11 protein-coding genes are annotated in these 14,214 nt (G+C 71.6%); 3 read left to right on the top strand and 8 right to left on the bottom strand.

Features of this window, described 5'->3' with window-relative positions:
• Positions 1-119 precede the first annotated feature (119 nt).
• Positions 120-1,619 (top strand): amino acid permease, encoded by a 1,500-nt coding sequence (locus tag IPQ09_04595; GenBank protein ID MBL0193499.1) that lies wholly within the window; start codon positions 120-122, stop codon positions 1,617-1,619.
• 2 nt (positions 1,620-1,621) lie between these two features.
• Here IPQ09_04595 and IPQ09_04590 read toward each other — a convergent pair whose 3' ends face one another.
• The 3 genes from IPQ09_04590 to IPQ09_04580 all read right to left on the bottom strand — a co-directional run bounded on the left by IPQ09_04590 (position 1,622) and on the right by IPQ09_04580 (position 6,352).
• The gene (locus tag IPQ09_04590; protein ID MBL0193498.1) at positions 1,622-3,409 is read right to left on the bottom strand and encodes an ABC transporter ATP-binding protein; all 1,788 of its coding nucleotides are present in this window, start codon (positions 3,407-3,409) and stop codon (positions 1,622-1,624) included.
• Positions 3,410-3,543: 134 nt separating this feature from the next.
• Entirely contained in the window at positions 3,544-4,473 is a 930-nt protein-coding gene (locus tag IPQ09_04585; GenBank protein ID MBL0193497.1) for a hypothetical protein, read from the bottom strand.
• A gap of 46 nt (positions 4,474-4,519) precedes the next feature.
• Entirely contained in the window at positions 4,520-6,352 is a 1,833-nt protein-coding gene (locus tag IPQ09_04580) for a class I SAM-dependent methyltransferase (protein ID MBL0193496.1), read from the bottom strand.
• Positions 6,353-6,442: 90 nt separating this feature from the next.
• On the opposite strand from IPQ09_04580, the gene IPQ09_04575 reads away from it, so the two are divergent.
• Entirely contained in the window at positions 6,443-7,237 is a 795-nt protein-coding gene (locus IPQ09_04575; protein MBL0193495.1) for a hypothetical protein, read from the top strand.
• A 6-nt stretch (positions 7,238-7,243) separates the two neighbouring features.
• Here the strand turns inward: IPQ09_04575 and IPQ09_04570 are convergent, their stop codons facing one another.
• A complete protein-coding gene (locus IPQ09_04570) occupies positions 7,244-8,815 on the bottom strand; it encodes a hypothetical protein (protein ID MBL0193494.1) in 1,572 nt (523 codons plus the stop codon).
• Between the two features lie 167 nt (positions 8,816-8,982).
• On the opposite strand from IPQ09_04570, the gene grxD reads away from it, so the two are divergent.
• On the top strand, positions 8,983-9,297 hold the full coding sequence (gene grxD, locus IPQ09_04565) for a Grx4 family monothiol glutaredoxin (GenBank protein MBL0193493.1): 315 nt from the start codon (positions 8,983-8,985) through the stop codon (positions 9,295-9,297).
• Positions 9,298-9,338: 41 nt separating this feature from the next.
• Here the strand turns inward: grxD and IPQ09_04560 are convergent, their stop codons facing one another.
• From IPQ09_04560 to IPQ09_04545, 4 genes are all read right to left on the bottom strand, one after another.
• Positions 9,339-10,706, bottom strand: a complete 1,368-nt coding sequence (locus IPQ09_04560) for a hypothetical protein (GenBank protein MBL0193492.1) — start codon at positions 10,704-10,706, stop codon at positions 9,339-9,341.
• A gap of 55 nt (positions 10,707-10,761) precedes the next feature.
• Positions 10,762-11,529, bottom strand: a complete 768-nt coding sequence (locus IPQ09_04555) for an SDR family oxidoreductase (protein ID MBL0193491.1) — start codon at positions 11,527-11,529, stop codon at positions 10,762-10,764.
• A gap of 108 nt (positions 11,530-11,637) precedes the next feature.
• Entirely contained in the window at positions 11,638-11,871 is a 234-nt protein-coding gene (locus IPQ09_04550) for a hypothetical protein (GenBank protein ID MBL0193490.1), read from the bottom strand.
• Positions 11,872-11,940: 69 nt separating this feature from the next.
• On the bottom strand, positions 11,941-14,109 hold the full coding sequence (locus IPQ09_04545) for a cAMP/cGMP-dependent 3',5'-cyclic-AMP/GMP phosphodiesterase (protein MBL0193489.1): 2,169 nt from the start codon (positions 14,107-14,109) through the stop codon (positions 11,941-11,943).
• Between the last annotated feature and the right edge of the window lie 105 nt (positions 14,110-14,214).

The raw sequence follows: 14,214 nt of genomic DNA, 5'->3' as shown, positions 1-14,214 counted from the left end.
AAACCCAAAAGCCGGCCAAGTTGCCACCTCTTTCGGGTGGCAGAGCCCACAGAAGCGCCCCTACCCACCTTCTCGGCCGAAGTGCGCGTTTCGATGACAGCTTCACGCTACGGTGCAGCATGGGGCGCGACGAGGGGCGGGGCGAGCGCAACGACGAGGCCGAGCTCGCGGCGCTCGGCTACGGGCAGGATCTCCTCCGGGCGATGGGGGGCTTCTCGAGCTTCGCGCTGAGCTTCTCGATCATCAGCGTGCTTACGGGCATCCTGACGACCTTCAGCGACGCCCTCGGGCCGGGCGGGCCGCGAGGTGTGGGGCTCGGCTGGCCGCTCGTCTCGTTCGGCACCGTCGTGGTCGCGCTCGCCCTCGCGGAGCTGTCGAGCGCGTTCCCAACGGCCGGAGCGCTCTACCACTGGTCCGCCCTCCTCGGTGGGCCCGGCTTCGGCTGGTTCACGGCGGCGATGAACCTGGTGGGGCAGTTCGCGATCGTGGCGGCCATCGACTACGGCTTCGCGCGCGAGCTCGCCGCGCTCACCGGCGTGCACCCGCTCGCGCTGTTCACCGTCGTGCTCGCGACCCACGCCGGGCTCAACGCGTTCTCCACCGGCGCGGTGGCCAAGCTGAACGATCTCTCCGCGGTGGTGCACATCGCCGGGGTCGTCGCGCTCGTCGTGGCCCTGCTCATGTTCGCCGACAAGCGCCCGCCGAGCTTCCTGGTGACGGCCTCGACGAACCGGCCCGACGGCGACGCCGCGATGGGCTTCGGCAACGCGCTCATCCTGAGCCTCTTCACGTTCACCGGCTACGACGCGTCGGCGCACCTCGCCGAAGAGACCCGTGATCCGGCGCGCGGCTCGCCGATGGGCATCCTCTCGGCCGTGCTCGTGAGCTCGGTGTTCGGCTACGCCCTCGTCGTCGCCCTCACCCTCTCGATCCACGACCTGCCGACCGCCGCGGCCGACGACCACGCGGCGCTGTTCGTGCTCCGCCACGCGCTCGGCCCGCAGGGGGGTTCGCTCGGCATGGGGCTCGCCTTGGTGGCCATGTGGTTCTGCGGCCTGTCGAGCCTCACGAGCGCGTCTCGTACCCTCTACGCGTTCGCGCGTGATGGCGGCGTGCCGCTCTCGCGGCAGCTCGCGACGGTGGCGGCCTCGACCAAGACGCCCGTCGCCGCGATCTTCACCGTGGCCTCGATCTCTCTCGGGTTCGTGCTGGTGTCGTCGCTCGTGCGCGAGCGCGTGTTCGCGCTGGCCGTGCAGGTCGCCACGATGGGCCTCTACGTGAGCTACGGCCTGCCCATCGCGCTCGGCGTGCGCGCGCGCCTGCGGGGCCGCCTGACCCGGCGCGGGCCGTTCCACCTCGGGCGGCTCAGCGTCCCCATAGGCGGCGCGGCGGCCCTCTGGTGCGTCGGCGTGCTGGTGGTGTGCAGCCTCCCGCCCAACCTGGGCGCGGGCGGCGTGCTCGCCGGGCTCGCCGCGGCGCTCGGGCTGCTGTGGCTCACCTCGGTGCGAGGGCGTTTTCAGGGCCCGCGCGTACAGCTCGTCGACCTCGAGGGGCGCGCGGCGGGCGCGGCGAGCACCGCGACCACGGAGGCGCCTGGCGCGCCGGTGGACGCGCCCTGACGTCAGGCTTGCGACGGCGCAGGCTCGCGGATCTCGCGCGGCGCGCCGAGCTCGATCACCTGGTCGGCGTGCGCCAGCAGACCCTTGCGGTGCGAGACGATCAGCACGGTCGCGCGACCACTAAGCTCTCGAATTGAACTGGCAATTTCGTTCTCGGTGCGGTCGTCGAGGTTGGCCGACGCCTCGTCGAGCACGAGCACGTGCGGATCCCCGAGGAGCGCCCGGGCGAGGCACAGGCGCTGCTTCTGGCCCGCAGAGAGCCCCGAGCCGTCCTCCGCGATGAGGTAATCGAGCCCACCGGCGAGGTCACGGATCGTCCCGTCGAGGCGGGCGCTCCGCAGCGCGGCCCAGAGCTCCTCGTCGGTGGTGGTGAAGGGCGCTCCGTACTGCAGGTTGTCGCGGATGGATCCGGCGATGAGGAAGGCCTCGGCCCCGACGTACCCGACGCGCACCGAGGCGTCCGAGAAGTAGTCCCCCGGGGTGCGCCCGCCGACGGTGATGGTGCCCGCGGTGGGCTCCATCAACCCGAGGAGCAGCGACAAGAGCGTGCTCTTGCCGCGCCCGCTGGGGCCGACGATGCCGAGCTGCTTGCCGGACGCCACGGCCGCGTGGACCCCCTCGAGCGCGAAGCCCTCCTGACCCGGGTAGCGGAAGGAGACCCCTCGCACCTCGACCGCGGGCGGGGTGCCCCGATCGGTGGGACGGGCGTCGCGCGCGCGCCCCTCGGTGGAGCCGCGCATCGAGGCCGCGGGACCGGTGTGCTCCCCGAGGTCGAGCGCGTAGGTGAGCGCGACCTTGGTCTGGGGCCAGAGCTGGTTGCACATACCGAGGTAGCTCACCCCGGCCGCGAGCTGCTGGACGAAGCGGAGGAAGAGGTAAAGGAACGAGACGAGGACGAGCGGCGCGGTGTGAAGCACGTTCTGGCTCACGGCGATCATGACCAGGATCAGGACCACCCCGAACAGCGGCGTGAGCGCACCGGACACCGCCGACATGAGCCCGGCGTGCACCGACTTCGACTCGTAGGCGTCGACGGCGGTCACCAGGCGCGCGTGCTCCATCGTCTGTGTGCGAAGCGTGCGCACGAGGAGCGTGTTTCGCGCGATGCGCTCGATCCCCTCCACGACGACGCGGAGCTGCTCGGGCACGCCCTCGACGATACGGCGCGCGCGCGCCGCGAGGTAGAGCACCACGAGGCCAATCACGAACAGGCCCACGAACGCAACGATCGACTCGTACGGAGAGGCGACGAGCATCACCACGAGCAAGGCCCCCGCCTGGACGAGCGACGCGACCAAGGTGGAGGCGAGATAGGCGAACGTGGCCGACCGGAGCGCGATGTCACCGCTGATCGCGTTCACCCGCGCGGCGGTGACCACCCGCCGATCGGGGTGGAGCAGCATCTCGAAGAGCGCGAAGCGGCGCAGGCGCGCCGTCACCGCCTCCTGCGAGGTGATGCCCGACTGGCCCACCACGACCTGGCTGAGCGCGCGCACCGCGGCGATGACGAGGAGGAGCACCGAGAGGCCCGTGTTCGAGAGCGAGAGCCCCTCGAGCACGGGCAGCGTGGCGACGTCTTTGGCGAGCAGGCCGAGGTTGCGCAGGAGCAGCTGCAGCACCACCGCGACGGCGAGCTCGATCGACGCGAGCACCAGGGAGACGAGCGCGCCCGCCACGAGGTAGAGGAACGCGCGCCGGCCAAGCAGCGTGGAGTAGGCGCGCAGAAAGCGCACGGGGCGCAGAACGCTGAACGCCTCGGGGACCAGCGTGTCGTCGGAGGGTGGGGCCATAGGGGAGCGCGGAGCGCGGCGGGTCCAGAAGGCCCGCCCGGTGGGCGCGCACCCTACCCGATTTTTCCCCGGGCCGCTCGCCACCTCGAGCGCGCCGCCCGCTCGGCCCGCGCGGCCTCGTCACGATCGGGCGCTCAGCGCCGGGGCGGCGGCTGCGCGTAGCGCGGGTCGGAGGCGGGGAACGGGTTCGCCGTGTCGCGCAGGCGGGTGTCGCGGTCGTCGTTGAACGAGTCGCCGCGCTCGGAGAAGAACGCCACGCCGATCACGCCGACGTTTCGAGCCGAGCCGGTCTGCGCGGCGTACGAGTCGCTCACTCGCCCGAACCGGAAGGTGGCCACCTGGGAGGCGCTCTGTCGGAAGCCCTCGATCTCGAGGGTCGCGTGTGGGTTCAACACGTACCCGCGGTGCTCGAGCGAGCCCGGCTGGCCGTTCACGACGTCGAGGCCGTCGACCGTAGCGATCGCCTCGAAGCGGTGCGCGGAGCGGTTCTGCACGACGAGCGTGTACCGCTCCCCCGCCTGGCCGATGAGGTACGTCCGGCCGCCGAAGCGGATGGCCTCGAGCGGGTCGCCCGAGCCGTCGCGGACCGAGACGGCCACGAGGCCGTTGGCGGTGGGCAGCTCGCGTGAGGTGTTCCCCTGGCGGTCGCGGAGGGAGATCAGCGCGTCGACGCCGGCGCGGTCGTTGTAGTGCAGCGTGGCCACCGCGAACGGGCGGATCGCGTCGGCGCGGACGAACGAGACGTCGCGCACCTCTGAGCGCCGAGCCTCACCCCACTCGGTGCCGAGCCCCGGGCGGCTCTGCGGCGCGGGTTGGGCGGGCGCCTCGGCCGAAGCGCCGCGAGCGCCCGCGGGCGCCTCGCTGGCCGGCGGCGGGGCCGACGGCTGCACCTCCACGTCGCTCGAGTAACCCGGCCCCGACTTGTACGCCGCCGGGCGCGAGCCCGAGGCCTCCGCGGAGGGCGAGCGGGGCGCGTTCGGGGCGGCGCCGCAGCCCACCATCACAGACACGAGTGTCACGAAGAGCCCGATGCGCTTGCCGAAGTTCATGTTCCCAGCCTCCATGCTCGATCGAACGTACGCCGCGCGGGCGCCTTACAGGGTCCCCGATTTATTTCTTGAGCCGGTCCGGACGCCCCGAGGGACCGCCGGGACGACGCGCCCGCTCGGGCCGCTGAAGCGGCTTCTTCCCCACTGCGCCGTCACGCGCCGCGGTGAGGAGCATGGCCTTCATGGTGGGCTCTTCGCCAGGGGTCGCTGGAAAATCGCTGGCGGGCGGCAGGTCCTTCAGCTGGGCGACGGGGACGGACGCGGCCTCGGCGGCGGCGAAGAGCACCCGGCGGAGCTTCGCCCGCGAGGTGCCTCGGTGGTTGGTCGACGCGAAGAGCCGCCCGCCCGGCGCGAGCACGCGGAGCGCCTCCGCCGCAAGCTCCCCATAGTGCTGCTCGGCGACGAAGCGTCGCTTCTTCGAGGTGGAGTAGCTCGGGGGATCGAGGACGACGACGTCGAAGCGCTCGCCCTTCTTGGCGGCGCGGGCGAGGTAGGCGAACGCGTCTTCGGCGAGCACGAGGTGGGCGTTGGCGTCGGCGTGCCCGGCGCGCACGAGGTTGTCGCGACCGCGCGCGAGCGCCACGGCGGCGGCGTCGACGCTGACGGTCTGCCGCGCCCCCCCGACCGCGGCGGCCACGCTGAAGCCGCACGTGTAGGCGAACAGGTTCAGCACCCGCAGGCCGCCCGCGGTGAGCCGGAGGAGGCGTCGGTTGCGGCGCTGGTCGAGGAAGAGCCCGGTCGACAGGCCGTCGCCGAGGCTCACCCCGAGCGGGACGCCGTCTTCGAGCACGACGAGCTCGTCGGCGGCCGGCACCCCACGGACGGGCGCCCGCGGCGCCACCTCGTCGCGGCGCGTGTCGACCAGCGTGTTGGCCTGGCGCGGACGGTACTTAAGGTAAACGCCTGCAAACCCTAGACTTTCCACCGCGTCAAGCACGCGCTCCACGCGGACGCGGTCCTCCCAGAGGCCCTCACCGTCGTCGTACAGCTGGACGACCGCGAAGGCGTCGTAGACGTCCACCGCCAGGTGCGGGAGCGCGTCGCCGCCCTCGTTGACGAGACGAAAACAGGTGGTGTCGGCCGAGCGACCCAGCGAGAAGCGCGCCTCCCTCGCCGTCGCGAGGGCCTCGCGGAGCGCGTCGTCGTCGTCGAAGATGGCGCGGCCGAGGTCGCCGCGCGCGAGCCATCGCGGGAACGCCGGCGGGGTCTTCGCGTGAAACCGCGTGAGCGTGCCCTCGCCGAGCAGCCCCGCGGGGAGCTCGAGCCGCGACGCGTGCAGCAGCAGCCGCGGCGCTCGAGCGCCGTCGTAGAGACGATCGCCCGCGATCGGCGCGCCGGCGTGGGCGAGCTGGACGCGCGCCTGGTGAGTGCGGCCCGTTTCGAGCGAGAGCTCGACCTCGGCCCGCGCGCCGCGCCGAGCGCGCTCGTTCACATGGGTGATCGCCAGCTTCCCGCGGGCGTCCTCGCGAGGGCCTCGAGCGCCACGCGCGGCGCGCACGACCTCCATGCGCCCCGCGTCGCCCTTGTCGAGGGTGTCGCGCAGTGTGCGAGCGCCGAGCGGCCCCCGCGACTCGACGCACGCGATATAGGTCTTCTTCACCTGCCTGCCCTCGAACGCCGCCGCGACCGGAGCGTTCGCCTCGCGGCGCAGGGTGAACAGGACGAGCCCGCTGGTGTCGCGATCGAGGCGCTGATGGACGCCGAGGTACGGCGCCGGCGCGCCCGCCCCGGCCTCGCGGGCGAGCGCTCGGCGGAGACGGCTCACGAGGTCCTCGGGCTCTTCGGGGCTCGGCGCTTGGGTCGGCGCTCCCGCGGGTTTGTCGACGACGACGATGTCGGCCGAGCGGTAGACGATCGCCGAGGGCTCGAGGTCGGGGAAGATGCGCTCGGACACTGGCTCCAACGTAGTGCATCCCGACTGGAGGCGCGTCAACTCCCGCGTCGGTGGCGCGCTCCGGGGAGGTGTGCGACACCTGCTCCGGTCATGACCCCAGCCCCCTCCTCCGCCCCTCGCCGTCCGCTCCCGCCGGGTGTGGCCGCGCTGCTCGTGCTGGCCGTGCTCGCGGGCTGTTCCTCCAGCACGACCACGGCCCCCCCCCCTCCTCGCAACCCCGACTCGGGCGCGGGCGACGCGGCGACCCCGGGCGACGCGGCGCTGCTCGACTCGTCACCCCCGTCGAACGACGCCGCGCCACCCGAGCGTGAGGCGGGCGCGTTGGACGCCGGACCGATCGTCGCCTGCTACAAGGAGGACGACGCCTTCTTGCTCGAGGGGCTGGCGCCCAGCCGCAGCCCGTCGCGCTGCACCACCGCGGTCATCAAGGAGGCGGTCGGCGCGTGCCTCAGCGCGACCAGCACCACCGCCGGGTGCGACGCATACATCGCCGCGAACCCAGAGTGCGCGCGCTGCTTGCTCGGCGGCATCGACGGCGATGACTTCAGCAAGGTGCCGGTCGGCGCGATCCTCCCTCTCTCGGAGGTGGCCGTGTCGCCAAACGTCGCCGCGTGCGCGGCGCTGGTGATCGGGCGCCCCGAGTGCGCGGTGCCGGTCTCGAAGGAGCTGGTCTGCACGAGCACGGCCTGCTCGACCTGCCCGGCCGGCGCGTCGACCAGCGCCTGCCAGACGCAGGCGTCCGCGGCCATCTGCGCCGGCCTCGGCGACGCGGCGTGCAATACCGCCATCAGCGCTTCCACGGCGCAGTGGGCGACGGTCTGCCGGGGCACGACGTTCAAGGACACGTTCGAGATGGTCGGCGCCGTGATGTGCGGGGCCCCGTAGCGACACTCAGCCCGGCTCGAGTCCGACCTCGACACCGTCGTCCTCCTCGGGCCGCTCGATGCGATCGAGGCCGCGCTTGTGGACGACGAGCACGGTCGACTCCACCCACTGCTGCTCGCGTCGCCCGCCGCGCGCGAGGCCCCCGTCGCCGCGATCGTCGTGCGTCACGCGGACCTCGAACGGGAGCCGGTAAGCCTTCGGCGCGTCGATGAAGCGCACCTTGCGCGACGCCTCGCACTGCACCGGCACCGACTTCGTGGCGTCGTCGAGCCGGCCGAACAGCGCCGAGAGATCGTAGCGAAACACGTGCTTGATCCGACGCACCCCGGAGGCGCGGAGGACCGCGTTGGGGTGCACCTTACCGCGCGATTTGTACGTAATCACGCGGTACGGAACGCTCGCGCCGCTCTCGGGGTTCAGCGGATCGGGCAGTCGCTCGTCGCGCTGCTTGAAGCACTCGCTCGCCGCGACGATCACGTCGCGCCCCGGGAGCCGACGCTGCGGCGCCCGGAACCGGGTGAAGCGCTGCACGTCGTAGACGTCGTTGAGCTTCCGCGCCAGGAAGGCGCGCCCGAGCTCCTTCATGCGGTCCTTCGTGGCGTAAATAAGGCCGGCGAGCAGGGCGACGGTGGTGAGGCCAGAGCCGAAACGGGCGCCCAGCGACGTGCCGCGATCGAGGAGCGCGAGCTGCCAGCCGAACGCCCACGTGGAGGCGATCACGGCGACCAGCGCGGCCGAGAGGTGCGACAATCGGTCGACGATGTGGATCGTCTCGTGCTCAAGGAAGAGCACCTCCTGGAAGTGCTTCTTGAGCTGGCTCGCGCGGTCGAGGTAGCGCTCGAGCGCCTTCTGGAGGAGCGGCTCCGCCCGGACGTAGCGCTCCGTCTGCCGATGATCGAGCTCCCGCGCGAGGGCCTCGGCGATGTGGGTCTCGGTCGCGGCGATGACGGGGGCGAAGTCGGCGACGTGCGGCGAGCGAGACGCGCCGAGGGTGGTCAGCGCGCGCCCCGCCGCCGCGAGCATCTCGAGGAGGCGCACGCTGATGTACTCGTCGACCAGGCGCCTCTCGCGGGCCACCTCGGACGCCTCGCCCGGAACGGGCGTGGCGAGGTGCGCGCGGCCATCTTCGACGACGCGGTCTGCGGCCTCGAGCGACGCCCGAAGCACGCCCTCGAGCTCGCTGTGCGGGGCGGTGGCGAAGAGGGAGCTCGCGAGGCGGCAGTGCCGCGCGAAGAGCTCGCTCGCACGCGCGAGCTTGTTCGCCAGCGCGAGCACGCCCCGCCGCAGCTCGTCGATCGACACCACGTCGTCGGCGAGCGAGAGCTGTGGGCCGTCGAGCCGGGTGAAGTGTTGCAGGTGCTTCCACGGGGCGTGGTCGACGTAGGCGTTCTCCGGGATCTTGAGGCGCACCTCGATGCTGAACGATCCCGCCCGCCCCTCGGGGAGCGGCAGCGAGACGCTCCACTCGACCCGCGACGCGTCGTGGACGCCTACCCGGACCGCGCTCGACGCGCTCGGCTCCGCCACGGACGCGTCCCGCGCGGCCGGGAACTCGGAGCTGAGATCGAGAGTCGCCATCTGTTCGTCACATAAATGTCACACATGGGCGACCACGTCCACCTGAGGCCGCGAAACCACGACACTTTCTCTCGCTCGACGTGGACGGGAATCGGGCTCGGCGCGTGGCGGTTGCGCGACGCCCCGAGACGCCCCATCTTCCCCTCGCCTTTCGCCCGGAGTCAGCCATGGACCCACAAGCCCACATCGCCAAGCTCATCGCCGACCACAAGGTCGTGCTCTTCATGAAGGGATCGAAGTCGTTCCCGCAGTGCGGCTTCTCGAGCCGCGTGGTCGAGCTCCTCAAACGCGAGGGGGTCCCCTTCGAGACCGTGAACGTGCTCTCCGACCCGGCGATCCGTCAGGGGATCAAGGACTTCTCCAACTGGCCCACGATCCCGCAGCTCTACGTCGACGGGAGGTTCATCGGGGGCTGCGACATCGTCACCGAGCTGCACGAGTCGGGCGAGCTGGCGAGGGAGCTCGCCCCGTTCAAGGGTTAGCCGCCGAGCCCCAAGCCCCGTTGGCCCAGGCCGCGGCCCGCTCAGCGTGGCGGCGGGGGCGGAGGCAGCTGGCCGACGCACACACCGACCTCGAGCAGCGTGTAGAGGAGCGCCTTCTCCTGCGCGAGCAGCTTCGAGCCGTCGTCGCCCTCGCAGTGGTACGAGCTCACGAGCACGCGCCCGCAGGTCTGCTCGAAGCTGACGGTGGCCGGCAGGGCGGCGCCGCCCACCTGCGAGGTCATCCACACCTTGGGCGTGATCGTGACGGGCTTGCCCGTGGCGTCCACGCCCGGCTGCGGCGACACCTTCTGGATACGCGACCAGCTCGCCTGGAGCTGAATGTTGGACTCGCCGATGGCGTTCATCCAGTCGCGGAGCCCGACGTCGACCGCGGTTCCGGGGGTGTTCTCCTCGCCCGCGCGGCACGCGGTGCCGACGCCCCGTGAGGTGTCGGTCAGCGGCTGCATGCCGCTGTCGTACCAGGTGATGAAGCCGGGCCACGTCTGGCGGACGGCCTCGTACGAGAAGTCGGTCACGTAGAGCTTGCCGCCCGCGTCGACGAACGCCTTGAGCGCGCCCTTCTGCCCCGAGCTCGGCGCTCCGCAGACGAACTGACCGCTCGCCTCGTTCCGGTCGTAGCCGAACGTGGCGCAGGGCATGAGCACGATGTGGTTCTGTCCGAGCTCCGTCTTCGACGCGATGAGGTCGTTGCCCGATTTCCCGGTCTTGATGCCCGGGCCGTTCGACGGGAAGGGCGGCGGGGCGTCGCCGTACCGGTAGAACTCCTCGATGCCCAGCTTCTTCATCGAGTAGTCGATCTTGTCGTAGCCGCCGACCACCATCGCGATGCGCGGGATGGTGTCGCCCTTCGAGGGGTCGCTCTTGCCGGGAAGGCGGGTGAAGGCGGGGTCGGTGCGCTGGTCGCCCGCCTGGAGCTCCACCTCGCGCACGCGCCGGAACTGCCCCTTTTGGACGACGAGCAGCTGCTTGCCCGACTTGTAGACGGGCACCTCGAAGGTGCCGTCCGGCTTGGAGTAGCCGTAGGGCTCGAGGGGCGAGAGCTTCACGCACGTGTCGCAGTAGGCCTGCCCTGGGAGCGGCTCCGGTTGGCGGTCGGTGAGGTACACGAGCGCCTGGCTGATGGGCACGGTGCCCTCGGGCGCGACTACCCTGCCGCTCAGGTAGCCGACGGCGACGGGCTTGCCGGCCTCCGCCCCGCCCTCCGCGGGCTCGAACGTGCCGGCCTCGCCCCCCGGCGCGGGCGGGCCGGGAGGCGTGGCGGCGTCGTCGTCAAACACCTGCCGCCCGTCGGATCCGCACGCCGCGAGCGGGGTCGCGAGGGCGAGCGAAGCGACGGCGAGCGTGGTGAGCGCGGTGAGCGCGCGGCCGGGCTGGGTGAGCGTGAGCATGGGGCCTTTCTACCTCGACCGCCCAGCCGCGCAAGCGCCGCGTCACGCGCCCCGACTACATGCTGAGGCCGCCGTCCACGTCGATGGTGCGGCCGTTGAAGTAGTCGCACTCGAGGACGAACTTCACCGCGAGCCAGATGTCCTCGGGCAGGCCGATGCGGCCGACCGGGATCGCCGCCACGAGCGCGTCGCGGGCCTTCTGGTTCATGCCCGCGGTCATGGGGGTCTCGACCATGCCGGGCGCCACGGCGCCGACACGGACGCCGTAGGCGGCGAACTCGCGGGCCCAGGTGACCGTATTCGCGGCCAGCGCGGCCTTGGCGGCGGTGTAGTTCGACTGCCCGCGGTTGCCGTGGCGAGCGACGCTCGACATGTTCACGACCACGCCCGGGCGAGTGTTGGTCTCGACCATCTTGGCCACGAAGTCACGCGTGAGGAGGGTGGCGCCGGTGAGGTTCACGCCGATGACCGCGTCCCACTGGTCCTTGGACAGCTTCTTCACCGCGCCGGTCTCGCGGTCCTTCTTCACGAGGAGCCCGTCGCGGAGGATGCCGGCGTTGTTGATGAGGCCGTTCAGGCCACCCATCTGCTTGTGCGCAAGCTCGACGAGCGCGCCCACCTCGGCCTCGTCGGCCACGTTCGTCTTGCTGGCGAACAGCTTCCCGCGGAGCCCCTTGGCGGCCTCGGTCGTCTCGGCGAGGCCCGCCTCGTTCACGTCGCAGATGACCACGCTGGCGCCCGCCTCGGCGAGCGCGAGCGCGAAGGTGCGTCCCATTCCCTGAGCGCCGCCGGTGACGATGATCTTCAGATCCTCGAGCTTCATGAGCTTCTTCCTCGCGCCGTCTGGCGCACATTTGTACACATGACGCCGCGGGTGCGGCGGCGGGCACGCTAGCAAAGGCGGCGCGTGAGTGGGCCCGAAAGCCGGAACTCAGAACCTGACCCACCCGAGGGCGGAGGCGAGCCCGAGCAGCCCGACGACGAGCGCGACCTCGAGCGCGAAGCGGGCGGTCCGCTTCAGGAGCTTGTACCCCGCGACGAGCAGCGCGGCGGCCACCACGATCGCCGGCACACCGGTGTGCTCCTCCGCCCACGCCAGCGCCTGCCCGGCGTGACGTGCCACGAACAGCGACAGGTGGCGAGCGTCGGCGAGCGACCAAGGCATGCGCACGCAGTGTTCGTCGCCGCGGCGAGGTGGGCCAAGTTCGCGCGGAGGCCCTCGCGCCTCGCGCGACTACTCGGCGACGCGCATCCCGAGGAACGCGAGGTAGAGCCCTGGGTTGTCGTCGAAGAAGCGACGGAGCTCGTCGCCATCGACCGCGTAGAGCCGCGACGCGGTCTCGGCGGCGACGGCGCACACCGCGCGCCCGCCCTTCCGGAGCGCTTCGGTCTCGCCGACGAAGGCGCCTCGCCCCACGCGCACGGGGTCCTGCCCGGGCGTCTCCACGCGCAGGGTGCCCTCGATGACGAGGTACGCGGCGTCGGGCGTGCTCCCTCGCTGCCACAGCACCTCGCCCGCGGGCACTTCGATCGCCGAGAGCGCGCTCTGGAGCTGCGTCTTCTGGCTGCTCGTGAGGCTCCCGAGCACGCTGTTCTGGCCGATGAGCTCCCACGCGCCCTCGTCCCGCACGCGCACGAGACGCTCGAGGCGCTTCAACATCTCGCTGCCGCGCAAGAGCGGGAGGAAGTCGTCGCGATCGATGGCGATGAGGTCGACCTCGGTCTGCGCGACCACGTCGGCCATGCGAGGCTCGGCGAGGATGAGCGCGCGCTCTCCGAAGTAGTCGCCCGCCTGGTAGGTCTTCAGCATCACGCCGTCGCGCACGACGTCGACGTGGCCGTTCACGACGATGTAGAAGGCGTCGCCGCGCGTGCCCTGTGTGACGATGCGTTCGCCCTGGGGCAAGCGAATCCGGCGCGCCACCTGGAGGAGCTGCCGCGCGCGCGACAGCGGCAGATCGCGGAGGAAGTCGACCATCGCCACGGCGTCGAGCAGCGCGATCGCCTCGCCGTATTCGGGGGGCGACACGCCCACGCGCAGGGTGTGCTCTATCCCCACCTTCGCGGGCCGAAGGCCCACGTCCTTGGGCACGTCCTTCTCGGCGATGTGAACGAGGAAGAGCCGCTTCTTGACGTCGCTCGACAGCTTCGCGAGGTTCGTCGCGGGGGTGTGGAGGGGCGGTACGCCCGCCTCGTGGAGGATGAGGTTGTGGTGCCCGCGGAACGAGTAGAGCTCGCGGAATCGACCCCGCCCGAGGACCCCCGCCGTCGCCATCTCGCGGACGCGGTCCGGGTCGTAGAGCGTGTCGCCGGAGATCGCGATGCTCTTGCCGCCGTAGAACGCCTCGACGCCGATCGCGGGGATCGAGTGGAGGGTGTAGCGGAACCAGAGCTCGCCGCCGCGCACGTGCACCGGCGCGCCGATGCGCACGGGGTGGAACACGAACGTCCGGCGGAGCACCTGCTCCGAGTAGCCGCTGAGGGCCGAGTACTTCCGCAAGAACGAGCCGAGAATGTGCGGCGTCGTGTAGAGGCTGACCTTCGTCTCCTCGAGGATCTTCTGGAAGGTGCCCGCGTCGTGGTCCGCGTGGCAGTGGGTGAGGATGACGCCGTCGATCGTCTTCGGCGCGACGCCGCGCGCGCGAAGGTACTCGGTGGCATCGGTGGGAGGATCGACGACGAGCGCGCGACCGCCCATCCACAGGAGAAAGCCCGTGGTCTTGCCGGACGGATCGAAGCCATGGCTCGCCCCGAGCACCGTCACGCCGAAGTCCGGCGGAGAGAACTGCACGGCTCCCATCGCGTCGAGCGTGGACTCGGCGCGCGGCGGCAGGTCGACCTCGCGCGGCGCGCTCGCGACCCGCGCGTCGCCGTCGTAGACCACGTACTCGGCCGGCGTTCGGACGACGCGAACGCGCTCGCCGAAGCGGGCCACGTCCTCCGCGTCGAAGTGCACGAACTCGACGAGATCGTCGACCTCGAGCCGACCGCGCCCGGGCACGTTGCGGAAGAACTCGGCCTCGGCGTGGAAGTTGGGCCGGGCGTCGGCGGGGAGACCGGCCACGAACTCGGAGTCGTCCGGGACGCCCACCGGCCCGAAGAGCGTCTCTTGGAAGATCGAGCGGACGCGAGCCTCGACCTCGGCGCTCTCGACCAGGAGCCGGGCCCTCCGCTTCAACAGGAAATAGCTGTAGTATGCAGGGAACTCGAACTCGGCGACCGAGAGACCGCGCTTCTGATCGAAGAGCCTGCGCGGCACGACGTAGAGCTCGGGGAGCCCGAGCTTCCGCGCCATCACGTCCTTGATGGTCTCGGGCGGGATCCCGACCTGGATCGCCCCGGCGGACGTGGAGATGTACGTTCCGCCGCGAGGAAGCACGAACCACTCGGCTTGTTCGGTCACGCTCGAACGATACACACGGTGGCGGGGGGGCCGTCGCCCTTTCTGGCAGGCCGCCCCCCCCGCGCGTGCGGCGCGGCTGAGCCGCTACTTCGCTGGCCACGGCCG

Source organism: Myxococcales bacterium (assembly GCA_016720545.1).
Taxonomy (GTDB): domain Bacteria; phylum Myxococcota_A; class Polyangia; order Polyangiales; family Polyangiaceae; genus JAAFHV01.
This window is presented reverse-complemented; position numbering and strand designations above follow the sequence as displayed.